The sequence below is a fragment of the Flavobacterium panacis genome, from assembly GCF_024649945.1.
GTDB lineage: Bacteria > Bacteroidota > Bacteroidia > Flavobacteriales > Flavobacteriaceae > Flavobacterium > Flavobacterium panacis.
The window spans coordinates 71959-88117 of sequence record NZ_JANKMS010000006.1 but is presented as its reverse complement, the minus strand read 5'-3'; the positions used below and the strand labels follow the sequence as shown (position 1 = coordinate 88117).

The 16159-nt window shown below is 32.1% G+C and carries 18 protein-coding genes; 4 read left to right on the top strand and 14 right to left on the bottom strand.

The window, feature by feature from the left end; translation table 11 throughout:
• Positions 1 to 2: 2 nt before the first annotated feature.
• The gene (locus NQQ59_RS14055; protein WP_144219527.1) at positions 3 to 1157 is read right to left on the bottom strand and encodes an efflux RND transporter periplasmic adaptor subunit; all 1155 of its coding nucleotides are present in this window, start codon (positions 1155 to 1157) and stop codon (positions 3 to 5) included.
• A 265-nt stretch (positions 1158 to 1422) separates the two neighbouring features.
• Here NQQ59_RS14055 and NQQ59_RS14050 point away from each other — a divergent pair, with 265 nt between their 5' ends.
• From NQQ59_RS14050 to NQQ59_RS14035, 4 genes are all read left to right on the top strand, one after another.
• Complete coding sequence (locus NQQ59_RS14050) at positions 1423 to 2469, top strand: sensor histidine kinase (RefSeq protein WP_257698323.1); 1047 nt, start codon at positions 1423 to 1425, stop codon at positions 2467 to 2469.
• On the top strand, positions 2466 to 3200 hold the full coding sequence (locus tag NQQ59_RS14045) for a LytR/AlgR family response regulator transcription factor (RefSeq protein WP_144219525.1): 735 nt from the start codon (positions 2466 to 2468) through the stop codon (positions 3198 to 3200). Before NQQ59_RS14050 ends, NQQ59_RS14045 begins: the two co-directional genes overlap by 4 nt.
• A 19-nt stretch (positions 3201 to 3219) precedes the next feature.
• On the top strand, positions 3220 to 3513 hold the full coding sequence (locus NQQ59_RS14040) for a DUF3861 domain-containing protein (protein ID WP_144219524.1): 294 nt from the start codon (positions 3220 to 3222) through the stop codon (positions 3511 to 3513).
• Between the two features lie 342 nt (positions 3514 to 3855).
• Positions 3856 to 5082 (top strand): PQQ-dependent sugar dehydrogenase, encoded by a 1227-nt coding sequence (locus NQQ59_RS14035; protein WP_144219523.1) that lies wholly within the window; start codon positions 3856 to 3858, stop codon positions 5080 to 5082.
• Between the two features lie 145 nt (positions 5083 to 5227).
• Here NQQ59_RS14035 and NQQ59_RS14030 read toward each other — a convergent pair whose 3' ends face one another.
• The 13 genes from NQQ59_RS14030 to NQQ59_RS13970 all read right to left on the bottom strand — a co-directional run bounded on the left by NQQ59_RS14030 (position 5228) and on the right by NQQ59_RS13970 (position 16158).
• Entirely contained in the window at positions 5228 to 5842 is a 615-nt protein-coding gene (locus NQQ59_RS14030) for a thioredoxin family protein (RefSeq protein ID WP_144219522.1), read from the bottom strand.
• 3 nt (positions 5843 to 5845) lie between these two features.
• Positions 5846 to 6325 (bottom strand): TlpA family protein disulfide reductase, encoded by a 480-nt coding sequence (locus tag NQQ59_RS14025; RefSeq protein ID WP_144219521.1) that lies wholly within the window; start codon positions 6323 to 6325, stop codon positions 5846 to 5848.
• 101 nt (positions 6326 to 6426) lie between these two features.
• Positions 6427 to 6981 (bottom strand): SMI1/KNR4 family protein, encoded by a 555-nt coding sequence (locus tag NQQ59_RS14020; protein ID WP_144219520.1) that lies wholly within the window; start codon positions 6979 to 6981, stop codon positions 6427 to 6429.
• Positions 6982 to 6985: 4 nt separating this feature from the next.
• The gene (locus NQQ59_RS14015; RefSeq protein WP_144219519.1) at positions 6986 to 7639 is read right to left on the bottom strand and encodes a hypothetical protein; all 654 of its coding nucleotides are present in this window, start codon (positions 7637 to 7639) and stop codon (positions 6986 to 6988) included.
• Positions 7640 to 7686: 47 nt separating this feature from the next.
• Positions 7687 to 8811 (bottom strand): hypothetical protein, encoded by a 1125-nt coding sequence (locus NQQ59_RS14010; RefSeq protein ID WP_144219518.1) that lies wholly within the window; start codon positions 8809 to 8811, stop codon positions 7687 to 7689.
• 14 nt (positions 8812 to 8825) lie between these two features.
• Entirely contained in the window at positions 8826 to 11309 is a 2484-nt protein-coding gene (locus NQQ59_RS14005) for a DUF1963 domain-containing protein (protein WP_257698320.1), read from the bottom strand.
• A gap of 42 nt (positions 11310 to 11351) precedes the next feature.
• Positions 11352 to 12002 (bottom strand): Imm19 family immunity protein, encoded by a 651-nt coding sequence (locus NQQ59_RS14000; protein WP_144219517.1) that lies wholly within the window; start codon positions 12000 to 12002, stop codon positions 11352 to 11354.
• On the bottom strand, positions 11999 to 12532 hold the full coding sequence (locus tag NQQ59_RS13995) for a hypothetical protein (RefSeq protein WP_144219516.1): 534 nt from the start codon (positions 12530 to 12532) through the stop codon (positions 11999 to 12001). Before NQQ59_RS13995 ends, NQQ59_RS14000 begins: the two co-directional genes overlap by 4 nt.
• Before the next feature lie 3 nt (positions 12533 to 12535).
• Positions 12536 to 13123 carry a hypothetical protein gene (locus tag NQQ59_RS13990; RefSeq protein WP_144219515.1) on the bottom strand — a complete coding sequence of 196 codons (588 nt, stop codon included), beginning with the start codon at positions 13121 to 13123 and terminating at the stop codon, positions 12536 to 12538.
• 5 nt (positions 13124 to 13128) lie between these two features.
• The gene (locus tag NQQ59_RS13985; RefSeq protein ID WP_144219514.1) at positions 13129 to 13881 is read right to left on the bottom strand and encodes a DKNYY domain-containing protein; all 753 of its coding nucleotides are present in this window, start codon (positions 13879 to 13881) and stop codon (positions 13129 to 13131) included.
• Positions 13882 to 13891: 10 nt separating this feature from the next.
• On the bottom strand, positions 13892 to 14806 hold the full coding sequence (locus NQQ59_RS13980; protein WP_144219513.1) for a hypothetical protein: 915 nt from the start codon (positions 14804 to 14806) through the stop codon (positions 13892 to 13894).
• A 37-nt stretch (positions 14807 to 14843) separates the two neighbouring features.
• The gene (locus NQQ59_RS13975; protein WP_144219512.1) at positions 14844 to 15566 is read right to left on the bottom strand and encodes a DUF1963 domain-containing protein; all 723 of its coding nucleotides are present in this window, start codon (positions 15564 to 15566) and stop codon (positions 14844 to 14846) included.
• A gap of 61 nt (positions 15567 to 15627) precedes the next feature.
• Positions 15628 to 16158, bottom strand: coding sequence for a hypothetical protein (locus tag NQQ59_RS13970; protein WP_144219511.1), 531 nt, complete (start codon positions 16156 to 16158; stop codon positions 15628 to 15630).
• Position 16159: the final 1 nt, after the last annotated feature.

Genomic DNA, 16159 nt, shown 5'->3' with positions numbered 1-16159 from the left:
TTTTATTTTAAATCGGCGTAAACTGTTTCTGGGCTTTGATTTTGGGCTTTAATCTCAGTTCCTTCTTTTAAAGAAGCTACTCCTTCTAATACGATTTGGTCTCCCGCTTGTAAACCACTCGTTACTACATAATAATTTCCAGCTGTATTTTCAAGTACTGTGATATTAGCATTTCTTGTTTTTCCATCTTTTCCTAAAACTACTGCAAACATTTTATCCTGAAGTTCAAATGTTGCGCTCTGAGGAATAATAATACCGTCTTTTACATCTTTTGGAATACGAACTGTAGTACTACTTCCGCTTCTGATAATTCCTTTTGGATTTGGAAAACGAGCTCTTACATTTACTGTACCTGTTTCAGTATTAATCAGTCCGTTTACGGTTTCAATATTTCCTTTTAGATCATAAGCAGAACCGTCTGAAAGTAATAATGAAACAGCTGGCATGCTTTTTAATTTTTGATTTAATGAAGCTCCTGAATCTTTAGTAAAATTCAATAAAGTTTTTTCATTCATTGCAAAATAAGCATACACGTTACCAATACTAGAAACCGTTGTTAAAGGTTCAGTTGTATTAGAACTTACTAAACTTCCTAAACGAAATGGAATTGAACCAACAACACCATTTACAGGACTTGTTACTGTAGTATATCCTAAATTTACTTTTGCATTTACTAAAGCTGCGTTTGCTTGAGCCAAAGCTGCCAAAGCTGACTCATACGTATATTGTGCAGACTCTAAATCGTACTTACTGATAATTCCTTTTTCAACTAGTGGCTTTACTTTATTTACAGCCAATTTTGCCGCACTTAAATCTGCCTGAGCACTTTTAATACTCGCTGTTGCGGTTCTAACTTGCTGCTCATATTCTGGAGCACTAATTTTAAATAAAGGCTGTCCAGCTTTTACAACTGCTCCTTCATCTACAAAAATTTTATCAATATAACCCTCAACTCTTGGGCGGATCTCTATATTTTGCTGTCCCTGAATACTAGCAGGAAAATCGCTGTTTAGTGTAGCAGATTCCGGCTGTAATGTCACAGTCTTATACTCTTTTACTTGTGGCGCGCCGCCAGCCTGAGCCGACTTGTCATTTTTACCGCAAGAAGCGATAACAATTGATGCTGCCAGAATACTTAAAAATGATTGCTTATTCATTGTGAAAAATGTGTGATTATCTATTATATGACAACAAAAGAACTAAAATATTACAAACGAAAATTTTCAAATAGACGAAAACCCTAAGAGAATCGATAAAGGTAACCTTAGAACCGATGGAGTTTTTTAAAATATTAAACAAGTGTTTAATTTTTATCTTATCGGCTCTAAAATGCTTTTTAGAGATTCTAAATCGGAGTTGGACGATTGCTTAAAATTCGAACGTAAATAAAATGTAATATTGCCTTTAAAATTATAAATTATAATGACACCCACCTTTTTCAGACCTTACTTATTCACCGGAATCCACATTCTTGGATGGTTGCTTCTAGGATATTTAATGTTGTTTTACATTCCTTTAACCTGGAATGTTGCACTTCCTCAAACATTTTGGATTTGGCAAAGCATCATATTGGTCTTGTTAATCATTACTTTTTATTCTACAGCAAAAATTGTTGTCCCAAAAACCATTATTAACGACAATACTTCTTTATACTTACTTTGGGCTTTTCTTGCCATTTTTACACTGCAGTTAATCGCTTACTTTTATACTTCTCAAACAGATCTTCATAACCAAATTAGTAAAGCTATTGGTTTTAGAAAATACAAAAATCCTTATTTCGACAATTACGTTTTTACACTGACTTTATTGGTTTTAGGAATCAGTACAAGCTGGGCCATGCTACAACATTGGCAAAAAGCAGCGCAACACAAACAGAAATTAGAACAAGACAAAACCATGGCCGAATTGGCGATGTTAAAAGCACAAATCAATCCGCATTTTTTCTTTAATTCCTTAAACAGTATTTATTCGCTGACTTATACTGATATTGAAGATTCGCGAAATGCGCTTCATACTTTAAGCCGAATGATGCGCTATTTACTGTACAGTACAGAAGAAAAAACAACATTACTGAAAGAAGCCGAATTTATGCGTGATTTTATTGCGCTAATGAAACTTCGTGCCAATAGTAAACTCACCATTATTACAGACATTCCTGAAAACATACACGATTATCCAATTGTTCCAATGTTATTATTACCTTTAGTAGAAAATGCTTTTAAACATGGCGTTCATGCTACGGATAAAAGCGAAATTCATATTAAGCTTACACAAAATGAAAGCAATCTGGAATTTGAAGTAGAAAACACTTTCTTCGAAAAAACAGCTGTTTCTGATGTAGGCGGAATTGGTTTAACTAATACCAAACGAAGATTACAACTGATTTATCCAGATCAGCATTATATCACATTTGGAGTTACCAATCACGGAACATATAAAGTTAAATTAAAAATAAATCTAGAGCAATGACGGTATTAAAATGTATAGCAGTAGATGATGAACCATTAGCTTTAAAATTGGTAGAAACGTTTATAGAACAAACTCCTTTTTTAGAATTAATAACCACTTGTGACAATGCTGTTGAAGCAATGGGAATCATTCGCGATACCAAACCCGATGTCGTTTTTTTAGACATTAATATGCCTAATTTAACGGGAATGGAACTTGCGAGACTTTTACAAGACCAGCCTGGTCCTCTTCCAAAAATCGTTTTTACAACGGCTTACAATCATTACGCTATTGAAGGTTATAGAGTAAATGCAGTAGATTATCTTTTAAAACCTTTCAGTTATGAAGAGTTTCTTCGTGCTTCAAGTAAAGTTTTACAACTGCATGAAGAAGCCAATAACAATCAAATCCAGAACATTGTAGGAGATGATGAATTTATCTTTTTAAAAGTCGAATATCAATGGGTTCGAATTTCTTTAAAAGACATTTGTTACATCGAAAGTTTGAAGGATTATGTAAAAGTACATTTGGAAGATTCACAAAAAGCTTTGTTATCATTGATTTCTCTGAAAGCATTAGAAGAAAAACTTCCTTCATCAAAATTTATGCGTGTACATCGCTCCTTTATAGTTGCATTAGATAAAATAAGTGCCATTAGTAAAAATTCGATTTTCATCGATAAAATAGAGATTACAGTTGGCGAACAATACAAAGAAGCCTTTAAAGTCATGGTTGACAAATGGCTTAAATAAAATTTAACATACAAAAATTATGGAAAAAAGATCAAACAAATATTACTTAACCTTAAGTCTTAAACAATACGCAAACGGAGAAACCGAACCTGCAAGAGAATTAGGAATCGAATTTGACAATCACGATGAGATTTTCGGAATCATAGAAAGAATCAAAGAAAAGAACATTTTTGCAGATGAATCTGAGGCTGTTCAATTTGCTTTAGGATTAAAATTATTCAGTGAAATCAAAATTAAAAATCGCAAAAATCCACTTTTTGACGAATTAAATGAAGTTTTTCCTGTTTTTATGAAGAAGCTAAAAAGTCTCTAAAAATCCCTTTAAAATTAAGACCTACGCCTATTTTTTATTTTCATTTTCAATAGTAAGTTTCCTTAAAAAGGACATTATCTGATTTTTTTCGGCAATATTTTGTAACAATTTTCCGTTAAAATTAAGCATGTCCCACTAAATGCTTTCCAAAAAGAAGTTTAATTTCTATTTTGAAATTCTTTTACTTGTGAAAACCTTTAGGCAATCTTAACTGAAAATAGAATCTAGAATTTCATTTGAAACTGACCATTTCATTTTTAATGAATTTCTAAAAAATAATTTTCATTTTCGAGACATTCGGGAAGGCAAAATCTATTTTTTAACCATTAAAATGAAAGCATTATGATATTTCAAAAAAGTATTTTTCTTCTTGTTGGCGTTTTAGCTTTAAGCAGTTGTTCCAACAACGATAACGACGACAATGTCAACACAGGACCAACAGGACCACCTGTAGAAACAGGTACTGCCAATACAACATATCAACCAGCTTTTGCTGGACAGACACGTGCCGGAAGCATTCAAACAACTACAGAAATTGAATCTAAAGTAATCACCAGCGGTTTAAGTGCTCCTTGGGGAGTTGCTTATCTTCCGGACGGGCGTCTTTTGGTAACTGAAAAAGCAGGTAAGATAAAAATTGTAACTCAAGCTGGAGTTATTGGAAATGCTTTAACAGGCGTTCCTGCAGTAAATCCTGCTGATCAAGGTGGATTACTCGGAATTTGTCTTGATCCCTCTTTTGCTACAAACCGAATGATTTATTGGGCATTTTCTGAAGCAGTTGCTGGTGGTAATATTACCGCTGTAGCGAAAGCCAGAATATCAGACAATGAAACTGCTCTTGAAAATGTAACCGTTATTTATCGTTCTAACACACCTAATGCAAGTACACTTCATTATGGAGGCCGCGTGTTGTTTGATAAAACTGGGAATTTATTTGTAAGCATTGGTGAAAGATCTGTATTAGAAACTCGTCCTTTAGCACAAGCCGTTACGAGCAGTTTAGGTAAAATTGTCCGCATTACAACAAGTGGACAAGCAGCACCAGGAAATCCTACATTTACGCAGACTGGGGCTTTATCAGAACTTTATACTATTGGACATAGAAATCCACAGGGAATAGCAATTCACCCAACATCTGGAGAATTGTGGCAAAGTGAACACGGTCCAAGAGGTGGTGATGAAATTAACCGAATTAAAGCTGGAGCTAATTATGGCTGGCCAACAATTACGTACGGAATTGAATATGGCGGAGCAAAAATTGGTGAAGGAATTACACAAAAAGAAGGAATGGAACAGCCTGTTTATTATTGGGATCCAGTAGTTTCTCCAAGTGGAATGACTTTTTACGCAGGAAACCGAGTTCCAGAATGGCAAAATAATTTATTCATTGGCGCTTTAAGTGGCATGCATATTGTCCGTTTAGCTTTTAAAGACAATAAAGTATCTGGAGAAGAACGATTATTGGCCGGAGAAGGACAAAGATTTAGAGATATTACACAAGGAAAAGATGAAGCATTATACGCCGTTACCGATCAAGGAAGACTTTACAAAATTGATAAAAAATAGAAAGTAACTTGTTCATTATATTAGCCAAAAACGCCCCAAGCAATTGGGGCGTTTCGTATTTTATATTATTTTTTGTTTCAGGTTTCAGGTTTCAAGTTAACATAACGAAATAAAACTTGAAACCTGAAACTTGAAACTAAAAAAATTAAGCTTTTGCTTTTCTTTTCACTGTACATCCAATTTCTTTTGTTTGCGTTACAGTTGGTTTTTGACCACTTTTTAAAGCTGCAATAACATCCTCAGCATATTTTACTTTATCTGCTTTATTGCCTTCCGGATCGTTGTCGATTGCGCCTACATATTCTACCACATTTCCTTTTGAAGTTTTAGAGATAATGAAAACATGTGGTGTACGTTTTGCTCCGTATTCATCAGTGATTTTTTGTCCCGGATCAAACAAATATGGGAAAGGGTATTTTTTTTCTTTTGCTAAATCCTGCATTTTAGAAAATGTATCGGCTGTAGAAGCTTCAGGATCATTTGGATTAATTGCGATTACAGGATATCCTTGTGGTCTGAATTTTTTATCTAAATCGATAATTCTCTGTTCGTAACCAATTGCGTATGGACAAGTATTACAAGTAAAAACTACGATATACCCTTTTGCATCTTTAAAAGTTCCAAAAGAAACTTCTTTATTATCTACATTTTTTAGTTTGAAATCTGGTGCTTTGTCACCTGCTTTTAGGGTTGTAGCTGTTTGCGCCTGAGCCCAAAAAGCAGAAAATGCCAGAGTCAGTAATAAGATTATTTTTTTCATGATTTACAGTTTTTTATATTCAGTTAATAATTGTTCGTAGGTAAATTCACTTTCAACAAATTTTCGTTTATCATTTTTAATAAAAAGCGTTGCAGGAATACTTCCTGACCATGACGGATCAATTCGGTCAATAAACTGCTGTGGATCGCTTTCGTTTAAAAGAAAAACTTCATTCTTAAGACCTTTCTTTTTTACAAACGGAACTACATTCGAAGCCAATTTAGATTTAAAATCCAAGCTTACCAATAAAACAGCCAATTTCTCCGATTTGTGTTCTGCTGCTAATTTCTCGAAATGAGGCAATTCTTTTATACAAGGCGCGCACCACGTTGCCCAAAAATTGACCACATAAGTACTGTCTTTTCCGTTTTTAATTCTTTCGTTAAGCTGATCGATATTCAAAAGCTTCACGTTTTGATTGTATCCTTTTATAGAAAAAAGTAGAATAAGTAAAAAAGAGATTTTTAAAAGTTTGATTTTCATAGGTTCTAAGACTCTTAAAATTAATTTGTTTCCTACAAATATAAACCAATGACCAATCACATTTTGTTAATAAAAGTTTAATGTAGTAAGATGCATTTAAATTAACTAACAATAAACTTCTTTGGATATCCTTCTATATTTTCAACTTCAAAATATTCATCAAAAGCTGCAGTTTCATTCTTTTCAAAATAAGAATTTAATTGAGAAAGAAAGGCTTCAAGATTTGGAGCTATGATATTCCTGTCATTATCTGCATGCCAAAATTCAATAATTTGTCCAGCGTTTCCTGTGAAAGTACCACCACAGTCATAACAGATGTAATCTCCTCCTCCATTATGAAACAAAGGAATCCATTTTGCGTTCCACCAATTTTCAATTTCAAAATCAAAACCAATCATTGAGGTATTTTCAGATGCGATATCAAGAGCTTCATCCAGAGCAATAAACATGGAATTATTTACAAACGATTCAAAATTACTATTTTCCTGTCCGTTTTTCCATTTATAAAGTGCTTTTAGATCTTCTGGTAAAACGATATTGTATTTCTTTTCTAGAGAATCTATATCTGTATCGTTTACTGGTTCCTGTAAGGTTTTATAAAATTCTGATCTTAGAGAAGACAAATTTTGATCTAATTTTTGAAGTGTGTTTTCCATAATTCTAGTTTAACTTTTCAATAACGATTTGAGGTGCATAATGAATTTCATATCCCTTTGCAACTGCTTCATCTACAAGTTTAAAATAAGCTGCCCATGTATTCTCTTGATCTGAATATTTTGTAGAAGTTGTTTTGCAAAACACTTCTGTCTCATTTCTGATTTCAAAAATGTCATATTCTGAATAGTTGGATGGATTCATAAAACAAGAAACGGTTTGAGGTCTCAGTGCATTAATAAATTCATCAAGCGTACAAATCTCTTTTTCCAGTTTATATTTCATCCACTCCGAATCAAAAACATCCTGTACATGAAAAATATGGATCGTATTACGAATTTTATTGAGAAGAACTATTTCTGTTACTTCATACAGATTTCCAATCTGAATAAATTCATCTGGAACATCTTCCCTAAATTCACTTTCAAAAGTATCAAGTTCATCTTGCCCCGAAAGAAAACGAAATGGTTTTTCAAATTCTTCATCATCTCCTTCCATTATTAAACTTGCAGGAATCGCTAACAAATTACTTCCAAAAATTTTATAAGAATGAACTTCTTGAAACTCTTTAGGAAAAACTAAAAGGTTATTTCCAGTCATATTAGAATCTACTGCAAAAGGCTGTAGACTTTTTTCTAACTCTTCTAATTTATTTTTCATATTTAAAATATTCTTTAAGGCAAAATCGATTTACAGTCAATAGTTATCTATGTAATTTTTACAAACGTCAACTCTATAGAATCATCTCTGTACAATTGCTCCAAAGCCAATTTATCTTCTTCTTTTTGATAAAAAATCTCCTGATAATGATATCCTCCTATTGTGCAAGGACAAAAGTTTTTTGCAATCAATGAAGCTAAATACTTGAATAGTTTTTCATTATAGATTTTGTCAAAGTAAATGCTGCCCTTTTCTAAATCTTCATCTGTTATAAATATCTTTTCATCTTCATTAACTATTTTAAAGTAACTATTAATCGTTATTGAACTATCTTTTTCAACAACCACATCAATACACTCCATCCGTTTGTTACTATTAAAATCTGATGATAAAAACTCACTCACCATTTCAGTTAGATTATGACAACCATTCAAAACCACTTCAAACTTATAAAATGACTTATGCATGGGTTGAAACGCTGTCAATAGATGTGTGAATCCCTCTCTATTCAAAGAAACAGCAACTTCATCAAGCTTCTGTATACAAACATCTAATGTTATATCATAATAAAAATTGTCTTCACTTTCTGCTGAAAAATATTCTTGCTCCAAATTATAAAAACCATCAGACTGTGTATGATTATTAAAAGTTATTATAGCGTAGTTTTCTATAAACAGTTTAATTTCCCAATATTCTTTCCAATTTTTAAATTGATTTACCAGTTGCGTTATATAAGCAGAAATATGACTAATTTCAAGCACATTGACATAACAATAATTTCCTTTCCCATTCCATCTTTCCATATTTTGTGGTGTACAAAATGGTGTCTCGCCTTCACAAATCAAAGTCAATTCTTTTCCGAGATAAGTTAATATTATCAAGAGATAATATAATCTAGAAGTCATAAAAACAGCCTGTATCTTGGTTTGGTCTGTCAAAGCATCATACTTAAATTTTAATTGTTCGCTGCCTTTTTCTAAAAAAAAAGAAGAATCCTCTGATTTAATTGTTAGGACTAATTCCTTGCCTTCTATTAGATTTATTCCTAACCAATCGCCAGTCAAATCATTTTCCAATTCTCTGAAAAGATCTGCTATTGTAAAAGCTGATCTTTGATTTTCTTTGTTTAAAAAATCACCTCGAAAAAGACTAAGGCCAAAAACTTCACCCATATTTCACCAATAAATTAACTCGTTTCTAATCCGCAATACACATTTGAAAAATCTTTCTTAGCAAGATCACTTTTATGAATGACAAAATAAATTTCGCCTGCATCCCAAAATGAGAATCCTGTGTTATTATCACTGCTTACTCGTAATAATACCATCCATTCTTCTGGTTTTCCTTTCAGTGTATTTACTGCTTCTATTTCAGGCGAATCATGTTGCTTGAAAACATAACTATTAATTCCGTGAGAAGAGTTTGTTTTAAAAGGCAAAAGTACCTTCTGCAAAGCCTCGGTTTCATCGTATTGTTCTTCTAATTCTTTTAATTCGGGTGCAATGTTTTCATAATAATGCTCATCATTATAGAATGATGGAAGACTTACACATTTTGCCGAATCAGTTTTAAATGGTTTATAAATACCACCTTCATCATAGATAAACTCTTCATCGAAATTTAATTCTTTTGCTGATTTTAGATGATCCTTTTCTCCATCATAATAAAGAACTTTCGGAGTAAAATCCTCTTGATCATTAATAAAGAAATAAAGCACTCCGGTTCGAGGCAAATAATCTTGTAAACTCGCTATAGATGCGCAATTCATCTGAGCAATAAATTGATAGCCTTTCTTTTCTTCATCGATTGTTACCGTCGGATACTCTACATTTACAGGTAAATCTGGAAGACCTCCAAATCGGGTATTCCCCAATTCATTATAAGAATCTGGAGTTGTAGTAACAAAATTTACTGCATGACGTGCTATTTTAGAAAGTCCATTTTCATATTCCTGAAAATCTGTTTTTTTAATAGCTTTTTGAAGATTTGAATTTAAGTCCGAATCATTTCGAGCATAAAACAATTCGTCGTTATAAGGTATGACGCCACTATTGTCAGCTCCTTTATAAGTATAATCCAGTAAAATCATTTTCTTCTCTAATTCCAAATCGAGTTCTGGAATATTTTCAAGTCCCGCAGGAAGTGATTTAAGAGGATTATTTCTAATATGCAGTTTTCTGAGATTTTCTAATTGAATATAAGAACTTGGAATATCTGTAAGCTGATTGCCCTCTAAATGCAAAACCTCCAAATTATCTGGTATTGACTTAGGCGCAGATTCTAAACTGTTGTTTTCAAGATAACAATATTTAAGCTTTGAAAGATATTGTAAGGTATAGGGATGAATTCCTTCAACTTTACTTCCTGTTAATAATAAATGCTCCAATTCACGAAGATCTCCAATCCATTCTGGGAACTTCGTAACTGCTGAAATTCCCCAAAGATGTAGACTTTTTAAATTCTTAATATATTTTATTGGTGTTGGAATTTCAGTAAAAGCTTCGGCTTCTTTGCTATCATTTGAAAACTGAATAGAAAGTGATTCTAAATGAACTAATGAATGAAGTTCTTCTCTTAATTCAATTGGATCTGGATCTTTCAATTTCAGTTGGCGTACGATTTTAGGTGATGTCTTTTCTAATTCTTTAAGCAACGTAAAATCATACTTCTCCCATTCTAATTCTTCTACATTTATTTTTTTAGCTACACTTATTTTATATCTTTTAGGATCCCATTTATCTTCCAGATAACCTGTTAATCCTACCCATCCTTCTTTTAAAGTAACATGGCCAGTAAAAGCTACCGAATAATTAAAGCCTCTATCCCATAAATAATGATTGTAACTTTCGTCCCTGCCCTTTTCAAAAGGAATTATTCCAGTAGGCATTCCTTGATTGTATATTTGACTAAGAGAAAAATTTAATCCTACAGCTCCATTATAGGAATCAATTATATAACTGTGTTTTTCTTCATCAAATTCAGGAATAATCCCTTCTAGATTAACATACAAAGTTCCATTTACAGAAGCACTGCATTCTGGTAAAAACTGTAATTCAATATCATCTATTTTCCAATATTCTTTGCCGTCTTCTGGAATAGAAAATTCTTCTATAATTGGGGGAATGTCGTTTTCTTCTTCATCATCAAAATCTAAATTTTTATCTGATTCTGTATGATAATAAAGATCAAGTAAAAATTGAGGAAGTTTATTTATTGCTTCTTTAGGATTTCCAAAATATTCAAGACTTTTCCATATTTCTTCAAAAAGAGGTTCATAAAAACTTCTATTTTTTATTTTACAATCGCCTTTAAAAATATAGCAAAATTCATCGCTTATTTGGACAATTGCATAATAATAGAAGAGACCATCGTTTGATTTCAACATCTGAATATTTGATGTATGCCCTGCTAATTGAATTTCCTTTTCCTCTAACAGCTTCGTTTCTTGGTCTTCGTGTTTACAAGATTCCCAGTAGCGTAAAACAAGAGTATCTCCAGTAAATTCATTAAAAAATGCTACAGGAATAAGCGTTGTCGTTGCATACGACAAAAAATCACTCTTGGGCAGTTCGTGAGCCGCTCGAATGCTTTCCCAAACCACCTGCATATTGGTGTAAACAGAAGGGATTAAAAGAGAAAATGTTTCGGCTTCAAATTTTTGATTTTCCATAAAAAAAATATTTTGGCTTATATTAATAATTTTAAAAATCAGTTATTCCAGCGTAGTAAGAATTTTATTTAGTGTTATTACATCTTCTTTATAACGTGCATAATCTGTTATATTTCTGATGCTATGATTTTGATTGTTGGTTAAACCAATTTCGACTGTTTTCTGAAATGGAGATTCCATCATTAAACCATTTAAAATGCAATTTGCAATATATTCTGAATGCATTTCGAACAACGGAATCGAGTTGAAGTGTTTTGCTATAATTGGCTTCAAAATATCTCTTTGATCTTCTGTAATTCCTGTCATTGGTAAAAAAAGAAGAAATAGGTTTGGATATTTTTCTAAAGCCAATAATTCATCTAAAGTAAAAAACCAAGCTTCAAAATGACCTCCTAAATTGCCAATATAAATATCATTTAAGAAAAAGTTGATTTCATATTCGGCAAACTCAACTGCAAAATTTAAATGATCATTAATTTTTCCTGTTACGTATCTTGGGTTTTCTTCGATATCTTCCTCGTTAAAAAATGTTCTTTCCCAAGTGTAAGCTTCTTCTTCATTTGTCTCTACAACTTCTAAAACCTCATCAATATTTATTTCTTCTTTTTCATCGTAACCTCTTGACCAGCAGAAATAATATTTCCAGAAAAAAGTGTTATTATTGAGTTCTTCTATTTGTATTTCTTTATTCATTTTATTTTATAATTACCATTATTCCAAAGAGTTACTACAGTTTCTTCTATTGAATACTCAAAATAACCTCCGTTTTTATCTTTATTTCTTTGGAATAAATTATGCTTAAACGTCTTGAAATTGATTTTTAGCCATTTCTCGAAATAACTATTGCTGTAAACTGTTCTCATATAAAACATCGCAACAAAATCAGAAGCGTTTTCATCGGGTTCTTCAAAGGTTTTCAATCTTCTGACTACTTCATATAATTCATTTTTTGTAATATTCTCCACCACTATAGGATCTGGTAAAACGATGTCAAATGCTAAATTTTCAGCGCCATCAGCTTCCCACCATTCCCAGAGATTAAACCGGGACATTTCTTTTCCTGAAATCCGATGCAGTTTATCTTCTAGCTTTTGATATTCCAAATTCTCTTCATCCCCATTTTCATCACAAAAATCGGTATAATCCAAAATTAGTTTTAGAACTTCGGAATACCGTTTTTCTGCTACATCAAATTGAGGCTCTATTTCACTTCGCAATTTCATACCTTAAAATTCTATTCTAAACGGATATGTAAAATCAGCGGTGAAATCTGGTTTTTCTGCTGATGGTTTTATAAGAAATTCAAAAGTAGGTTCCATGTCTTCTACCTCTTCTATTTCTCCAGATTCTGTTTTGATTTCCAACGTTTGTTTGGTTAAACCAGCTAAGATAGAAACGCTGTAAAAACCATTTGGAAGCTCTATCGTTGCGTGTTTGTATTTTTTCAGCAAATCGATTTTCTCTTTTGTAAAATCTTTTAAATACGGAATCGTGTATAAATAAATCCTACCGTTTACAACCGTCAGGCAATACCCATCGCGTTTGTGCTGGAGTTCATTACCTGGTTTTAATAATTCGGGAACATCATCTGAAAGATTAAAATAAACAGTATACGGATAATTTACTATTCCGATCATGGGCACAATTACGCCCTCTTCTACCACCTGATCCCCTGTTTCTTCTGTTGTGAATTCCGTCAGAAGATCATCAGGCAAATCATTTTCTATTTTATATTGCATTAAACAATCGACATCTCCTAGAATAAAATAATCCATTAGATCGTTTAAAACTTCATTAAATTTATGTATTGCCATAATCTTTATAGTTTGGTTCGTTTGCCCATATAATAACTGTATTCTTTGTCGAAAGCATAACCTCTTTCATCAATAACTTTAAAATGAAAATCGTTTAAACTTTTAGTTTTAATCACTTTTACCTCATCGTTGATTGTTCTGATAAAATATGCGTATCGATCATCTTTTGCATAAAAAGCATTATCGCATTCCAGATAATAAGTTCCATCTAAACATCCTTCCAAAACTTTAAACGTCTTTGGATTTGCTTCTGGAACTATTTTCCCTTTAAAGAAAACGTGGTCTTTATCCTGAGCCAAATTCTCAATTAATTCTGGATACGGAATCACAAAAGATTCCAAATCGACATTTTCGATCAGCCTAACATCTCCAAAGTATAATTGGTCTTCTACTTGAATATGATACTCATTAAGACGTTTTCCTTTACTCAAATCAAAAGGCATTTTATCATCGTGGCGGAAATAATTTCCGTTAGAAAAAGCATATCCTTTTTTACTATCTACTACTTTAAAATCGTCTGGTTTTGCCTCTTCAATAATCGTAAAACTGGTAAAAGCACTTTGAATATAAACATGGTTTTTATCTGTAAAATAAATTGTTGAAGCAAAACCATCTCTGTCGTGCTCTTCGTTTGTTGCAGCGATTTTAAAAGTTTCAAAATCTATTGTTTTATAAAACTTTTTAAACACTTCGCTATCGTAACACAAAATAAATTTGTTATCAATGATTTTGTAACCGTGTCCTAAATCTTTTATCATATTACATATTTTATCTTATTATCTCCAATTCATCAGAGTTTTTAGGCTTATGCAAATAAATAGTGTGCACTTTTGGCATTGCATTTTTTGCAGTCTTTGAAATTAATGGAGAATAACCAAAAATTGTTATGTCCTTACAAATCAAGGTTACAATTTTTCCATTTGCATAAAATTTCAATTCAGCATTTTCGCAAGGATAAATAAAGTTTCGTTCGTCGTTTGCATATTTTAATATTTCATTAGACAAATCTTTTTCAAAATTTACTCCAAACCACGGTTTCGACAATGCTTCTTCATGTAAACTCGTTTTTAATAATTTAAGATATTCTTCCTGTTTTTTTGATGCTAAAATGTTTTTGAAATTTTCATAAAAAGCATCTACTTGTTTTCTTAAATCAGTTTCGTTTCTTAAATCTTTGCTTTCAATCCAACCTTTTATTTTCCAGGTAATGTCTTTATCATTGACATTAAAAGAGGTTTTAAATTCATAAAACGAGCCATCAGATTCTATTTTTGGCGTCTCAAACGATACAACATCCCACTCGGTTTGAATGCCTTTATCTCTTGCATTTGCAATATCCAGTAGTGATAAAGGTTCTGTATTCTTTTTGATGCTAATTTTTACTTTTGCCGTCTTACTCACAGTTGCCTCAAAAGAAGTTTCAGTTTTCTTTTGTGGATAAATTCTAATAGTAATTTCTTGTTTTCCTGATTTTAGAATGTATTGATTCAATTCTTTTTTCAAAGAAAATCCACTGCTTAAACCAAAGTTAGTCGCTACAGGTACGTCATTTAGCAATATCTCGTACGAACAATCCTGATTTTCATATTTTAATGTATACAACATTCCTTTTTTCGTCTGAGCAGTTATCGGCATACTTGCAAAACACAATAAGATTACGACAATTAAATAGCCTTTTTTCATTGTTTTTATAATACTAAAATTTTCATTTAATGGATTATTATGATTGTCCCCAATGAAATTCACAGTTAGTAAAATCCAATGCTTTCAAATCGTCTTTGTCAATTAAAACACTAAAAACGCCTTCATCATTAAATCCGTTTTCTCCAATCTGTAAAAGCACCAATTTGTTGGAATTTGCAATTTCTAAAATCTCAGCTTCCTGCCACTGGCAATGTGTAAAAATTCCGAAGATTTTGGAAGTCTCGCTTCCTGCAAAGAAATCCCATAAAAGTCCATCTTCGTTGGCATCATCTTCCTCATATTCATCTTCTGGATCACGGTAACGGCTTGAAATTTTTTCAGTATTTGCAAAAACTTCTTTTATTAATACACCTTCAAAAAAATTATCATCGTGGTCTTTTACTACTCTTACCAATTCACTGTTCTCAATATCTGCATAAACGACCAAACCTCTATCCTCTATAATATCAGCAAAAAAGAAAAGATGTCCTGTTTTTGGCAAAAGTTCCGATTTGTCATGCGGTGCAATTTGTTTTAAATCCAACTGACCAGCAAAACGCAAATCATCTGGATAGGAAAAATCTTTTGGCAAATCGGCAATGGGTCCGCCATAACGAGAATGTCCAAGCGGAATATCGATTGTGCTAGCTTTTACCAATAATCCGTCCTCCAATAATATATCCGGCATTTCTATACTATCACCATAATAGTGTTTTGTTCCGGGACGTAATTCAATAATGTCAAATGTTTCCTGTTTCATTTGGTTTTATTTTTTATTTAAATGAATATGATTTGATACCTATGAAATATTTCAATAAATCTTAAATCTCAAAAGGATGATTGCTCAATAAAAGACTACTTATTTCCTGTAATCTTTCTTTGTATTCTGTTTTTATCTTCTCTGCTATTTCATTTTCGGTTTCATAGATTTCGTCGAGTTGTTTATTGAGATAAGCGAATTGAAGCCATTTTTCAAAATTCAATCCTAAATCTGTAAAATTTTCTCGTCCCATTTCTTCCTGATTATGATCGTAGAAATAGACTTTGTTTTCATTGTCAAATAACCAAAGATCACCTTGTCCATTTTGAGCAAAAAACCAGAAGTCTCCAATTATCTCTTTCGAATTTTCTAACCAATAATCGGAATTTGAAAATTCTTTTGTTTCATTATACGCTTCAACACTATCGAACAAAACGCATTCTGATGAAATCTCAACCGTTTTTATTTGAGTAGCAATTTCTCGATACAATTCATCAAACGGAAAAGAAACCGATTTTGGAAAATTCCTAATTGATTGTTTATTTGATAAAAGATTATTTTTTATATCGTTTACAGTTTTTAAAATCAGCATG

Bases quoted from the DNA above. Each gene is read 5' to 3' on its own strand.
- NQQ59_RS14010 (WP_144219518.1), bottom strand. From the start codon at position 8,811: ATGGGTGAAGTTTTTGGCCTTAGTCTTTTTCGAGGTGATTTTTTAAAC.
- NQQ59_RS13985 (WP_144219514.1), bottom strand. From the start codon at position 13,881: ATGATAAAAGATTTAGGACACGGTTACAAAATCATTGATAACAAATTT.
- NQQ59_RS14040 (WP_144219524.1), top strand. From the start codon at position 3,220: ATGGAAAAAAGATCAAACAAATATTACTTAACCTTAAGTCTTAAACAA.
- NQQ59_RS14030 (WP_144219522.1), bottom strand. From the start codon at position 5,842: ATGAAAAAAATAATCTTATTACTGACTCTGGCATTTTCTGCTTTTTGG.
- NQQ59_RS13970 (WP_144219511.1), bottom strand. From the start codon at position 16,158: ATGCTGATTTTAAAAACTGTAAACGATATAAAAAATAATCTTTTATCA.
- NQQ59_RS14020 (WP_144219520.1), bottom strand. From the start codon at position 6,981: ATGGAAAACACACTTCAAAAATTAGATCAAAATTTGTCTTCTCTAAGA.
- NQQ59_RS14000 (WP_144219517.1), bottom strand. From the start codon at position 12,002: ATGAATAAAGAAATACAAATAGAAGAACTCAATAATAACACTTTTTTC.
- NQQ59_RS14005 (WP_257698320.1), bottom strand. From the start codon at position 11,309: ATGGAAAATCAAAAATTTGAAGCCGAAACATTTTCTCTTTTAATCCCT.
- NQQ59_RS14015 (WP_144219519.1), bottom strand. From the start codon at position 7,639: ATGAAAAATAAATTAGAAGAGTTAGAAAAAAGTCTACAGCCTTTTGCA.
- NQQ59_RS14025 (WP_144219521.1), bottom strand. From the start codon at position 6,325: ATGAAAATCAAACTTTTAAAAATCTCTTTTTTACTTATTCTACTTTTT.
- NQQ59_RS14055 (WP_144219527.1), bottom strand. From the start codon at position 1,157: ATGAATAAGCAATCATTTTTAAGTATTCTGGCAGCATCAATTGTTATC.
- NQQ59_RS13990 (WP_144219515.1), bottom strand. From the start codon at position 13,123: ATGGCAATACATAAATTTAATGAAGTTTTAAACGATCTAATGGATTAT.
- NQQ59_RS14035 (WP_144219523.1), top strand. From the start codon at position 3,856: ATGATATTTCAAAAAAGTATTTTTCTTCTTGTTGGCGTTTTAGCTTTA.
- NQQ59_RS14050 (WP_257698323.1), top strand. From the start codon at position 1,423: ATGACACCCACCTTTTTCAGACCTTACTTATTCACCGGAATCCACATT.
- NQQ59_RS13975 (WP_144219512.1), bottom strand. From the start codon at position 15,566: ATGAAACAGGAAACATTTGACATTATTGAATTACGTCCCGGAACAAAA.
- NQQ59_RS13980 (WP_144219513.1), bottom strand. From the start codon at position 14,806: ATGAAAAAAGGCTATTTAATTGTCGTAATCTTATTGTGTTTTGCAAGT.
- NQQ59_RS14045 (WP_144219525.1), top strand. From the start codon at position 2,466: ATGACGGTATTAAAATGTATAGCAGTAGATGATGAACCATTAGCTTTA.
- NQQ59_RS13995 (WP_144219516.1), bottom strand. From the start codon at position 12,532: ATGAAATTGCGAAGTGAAATAGAGCCTCAATTTGATGTAGCAGAAAAA.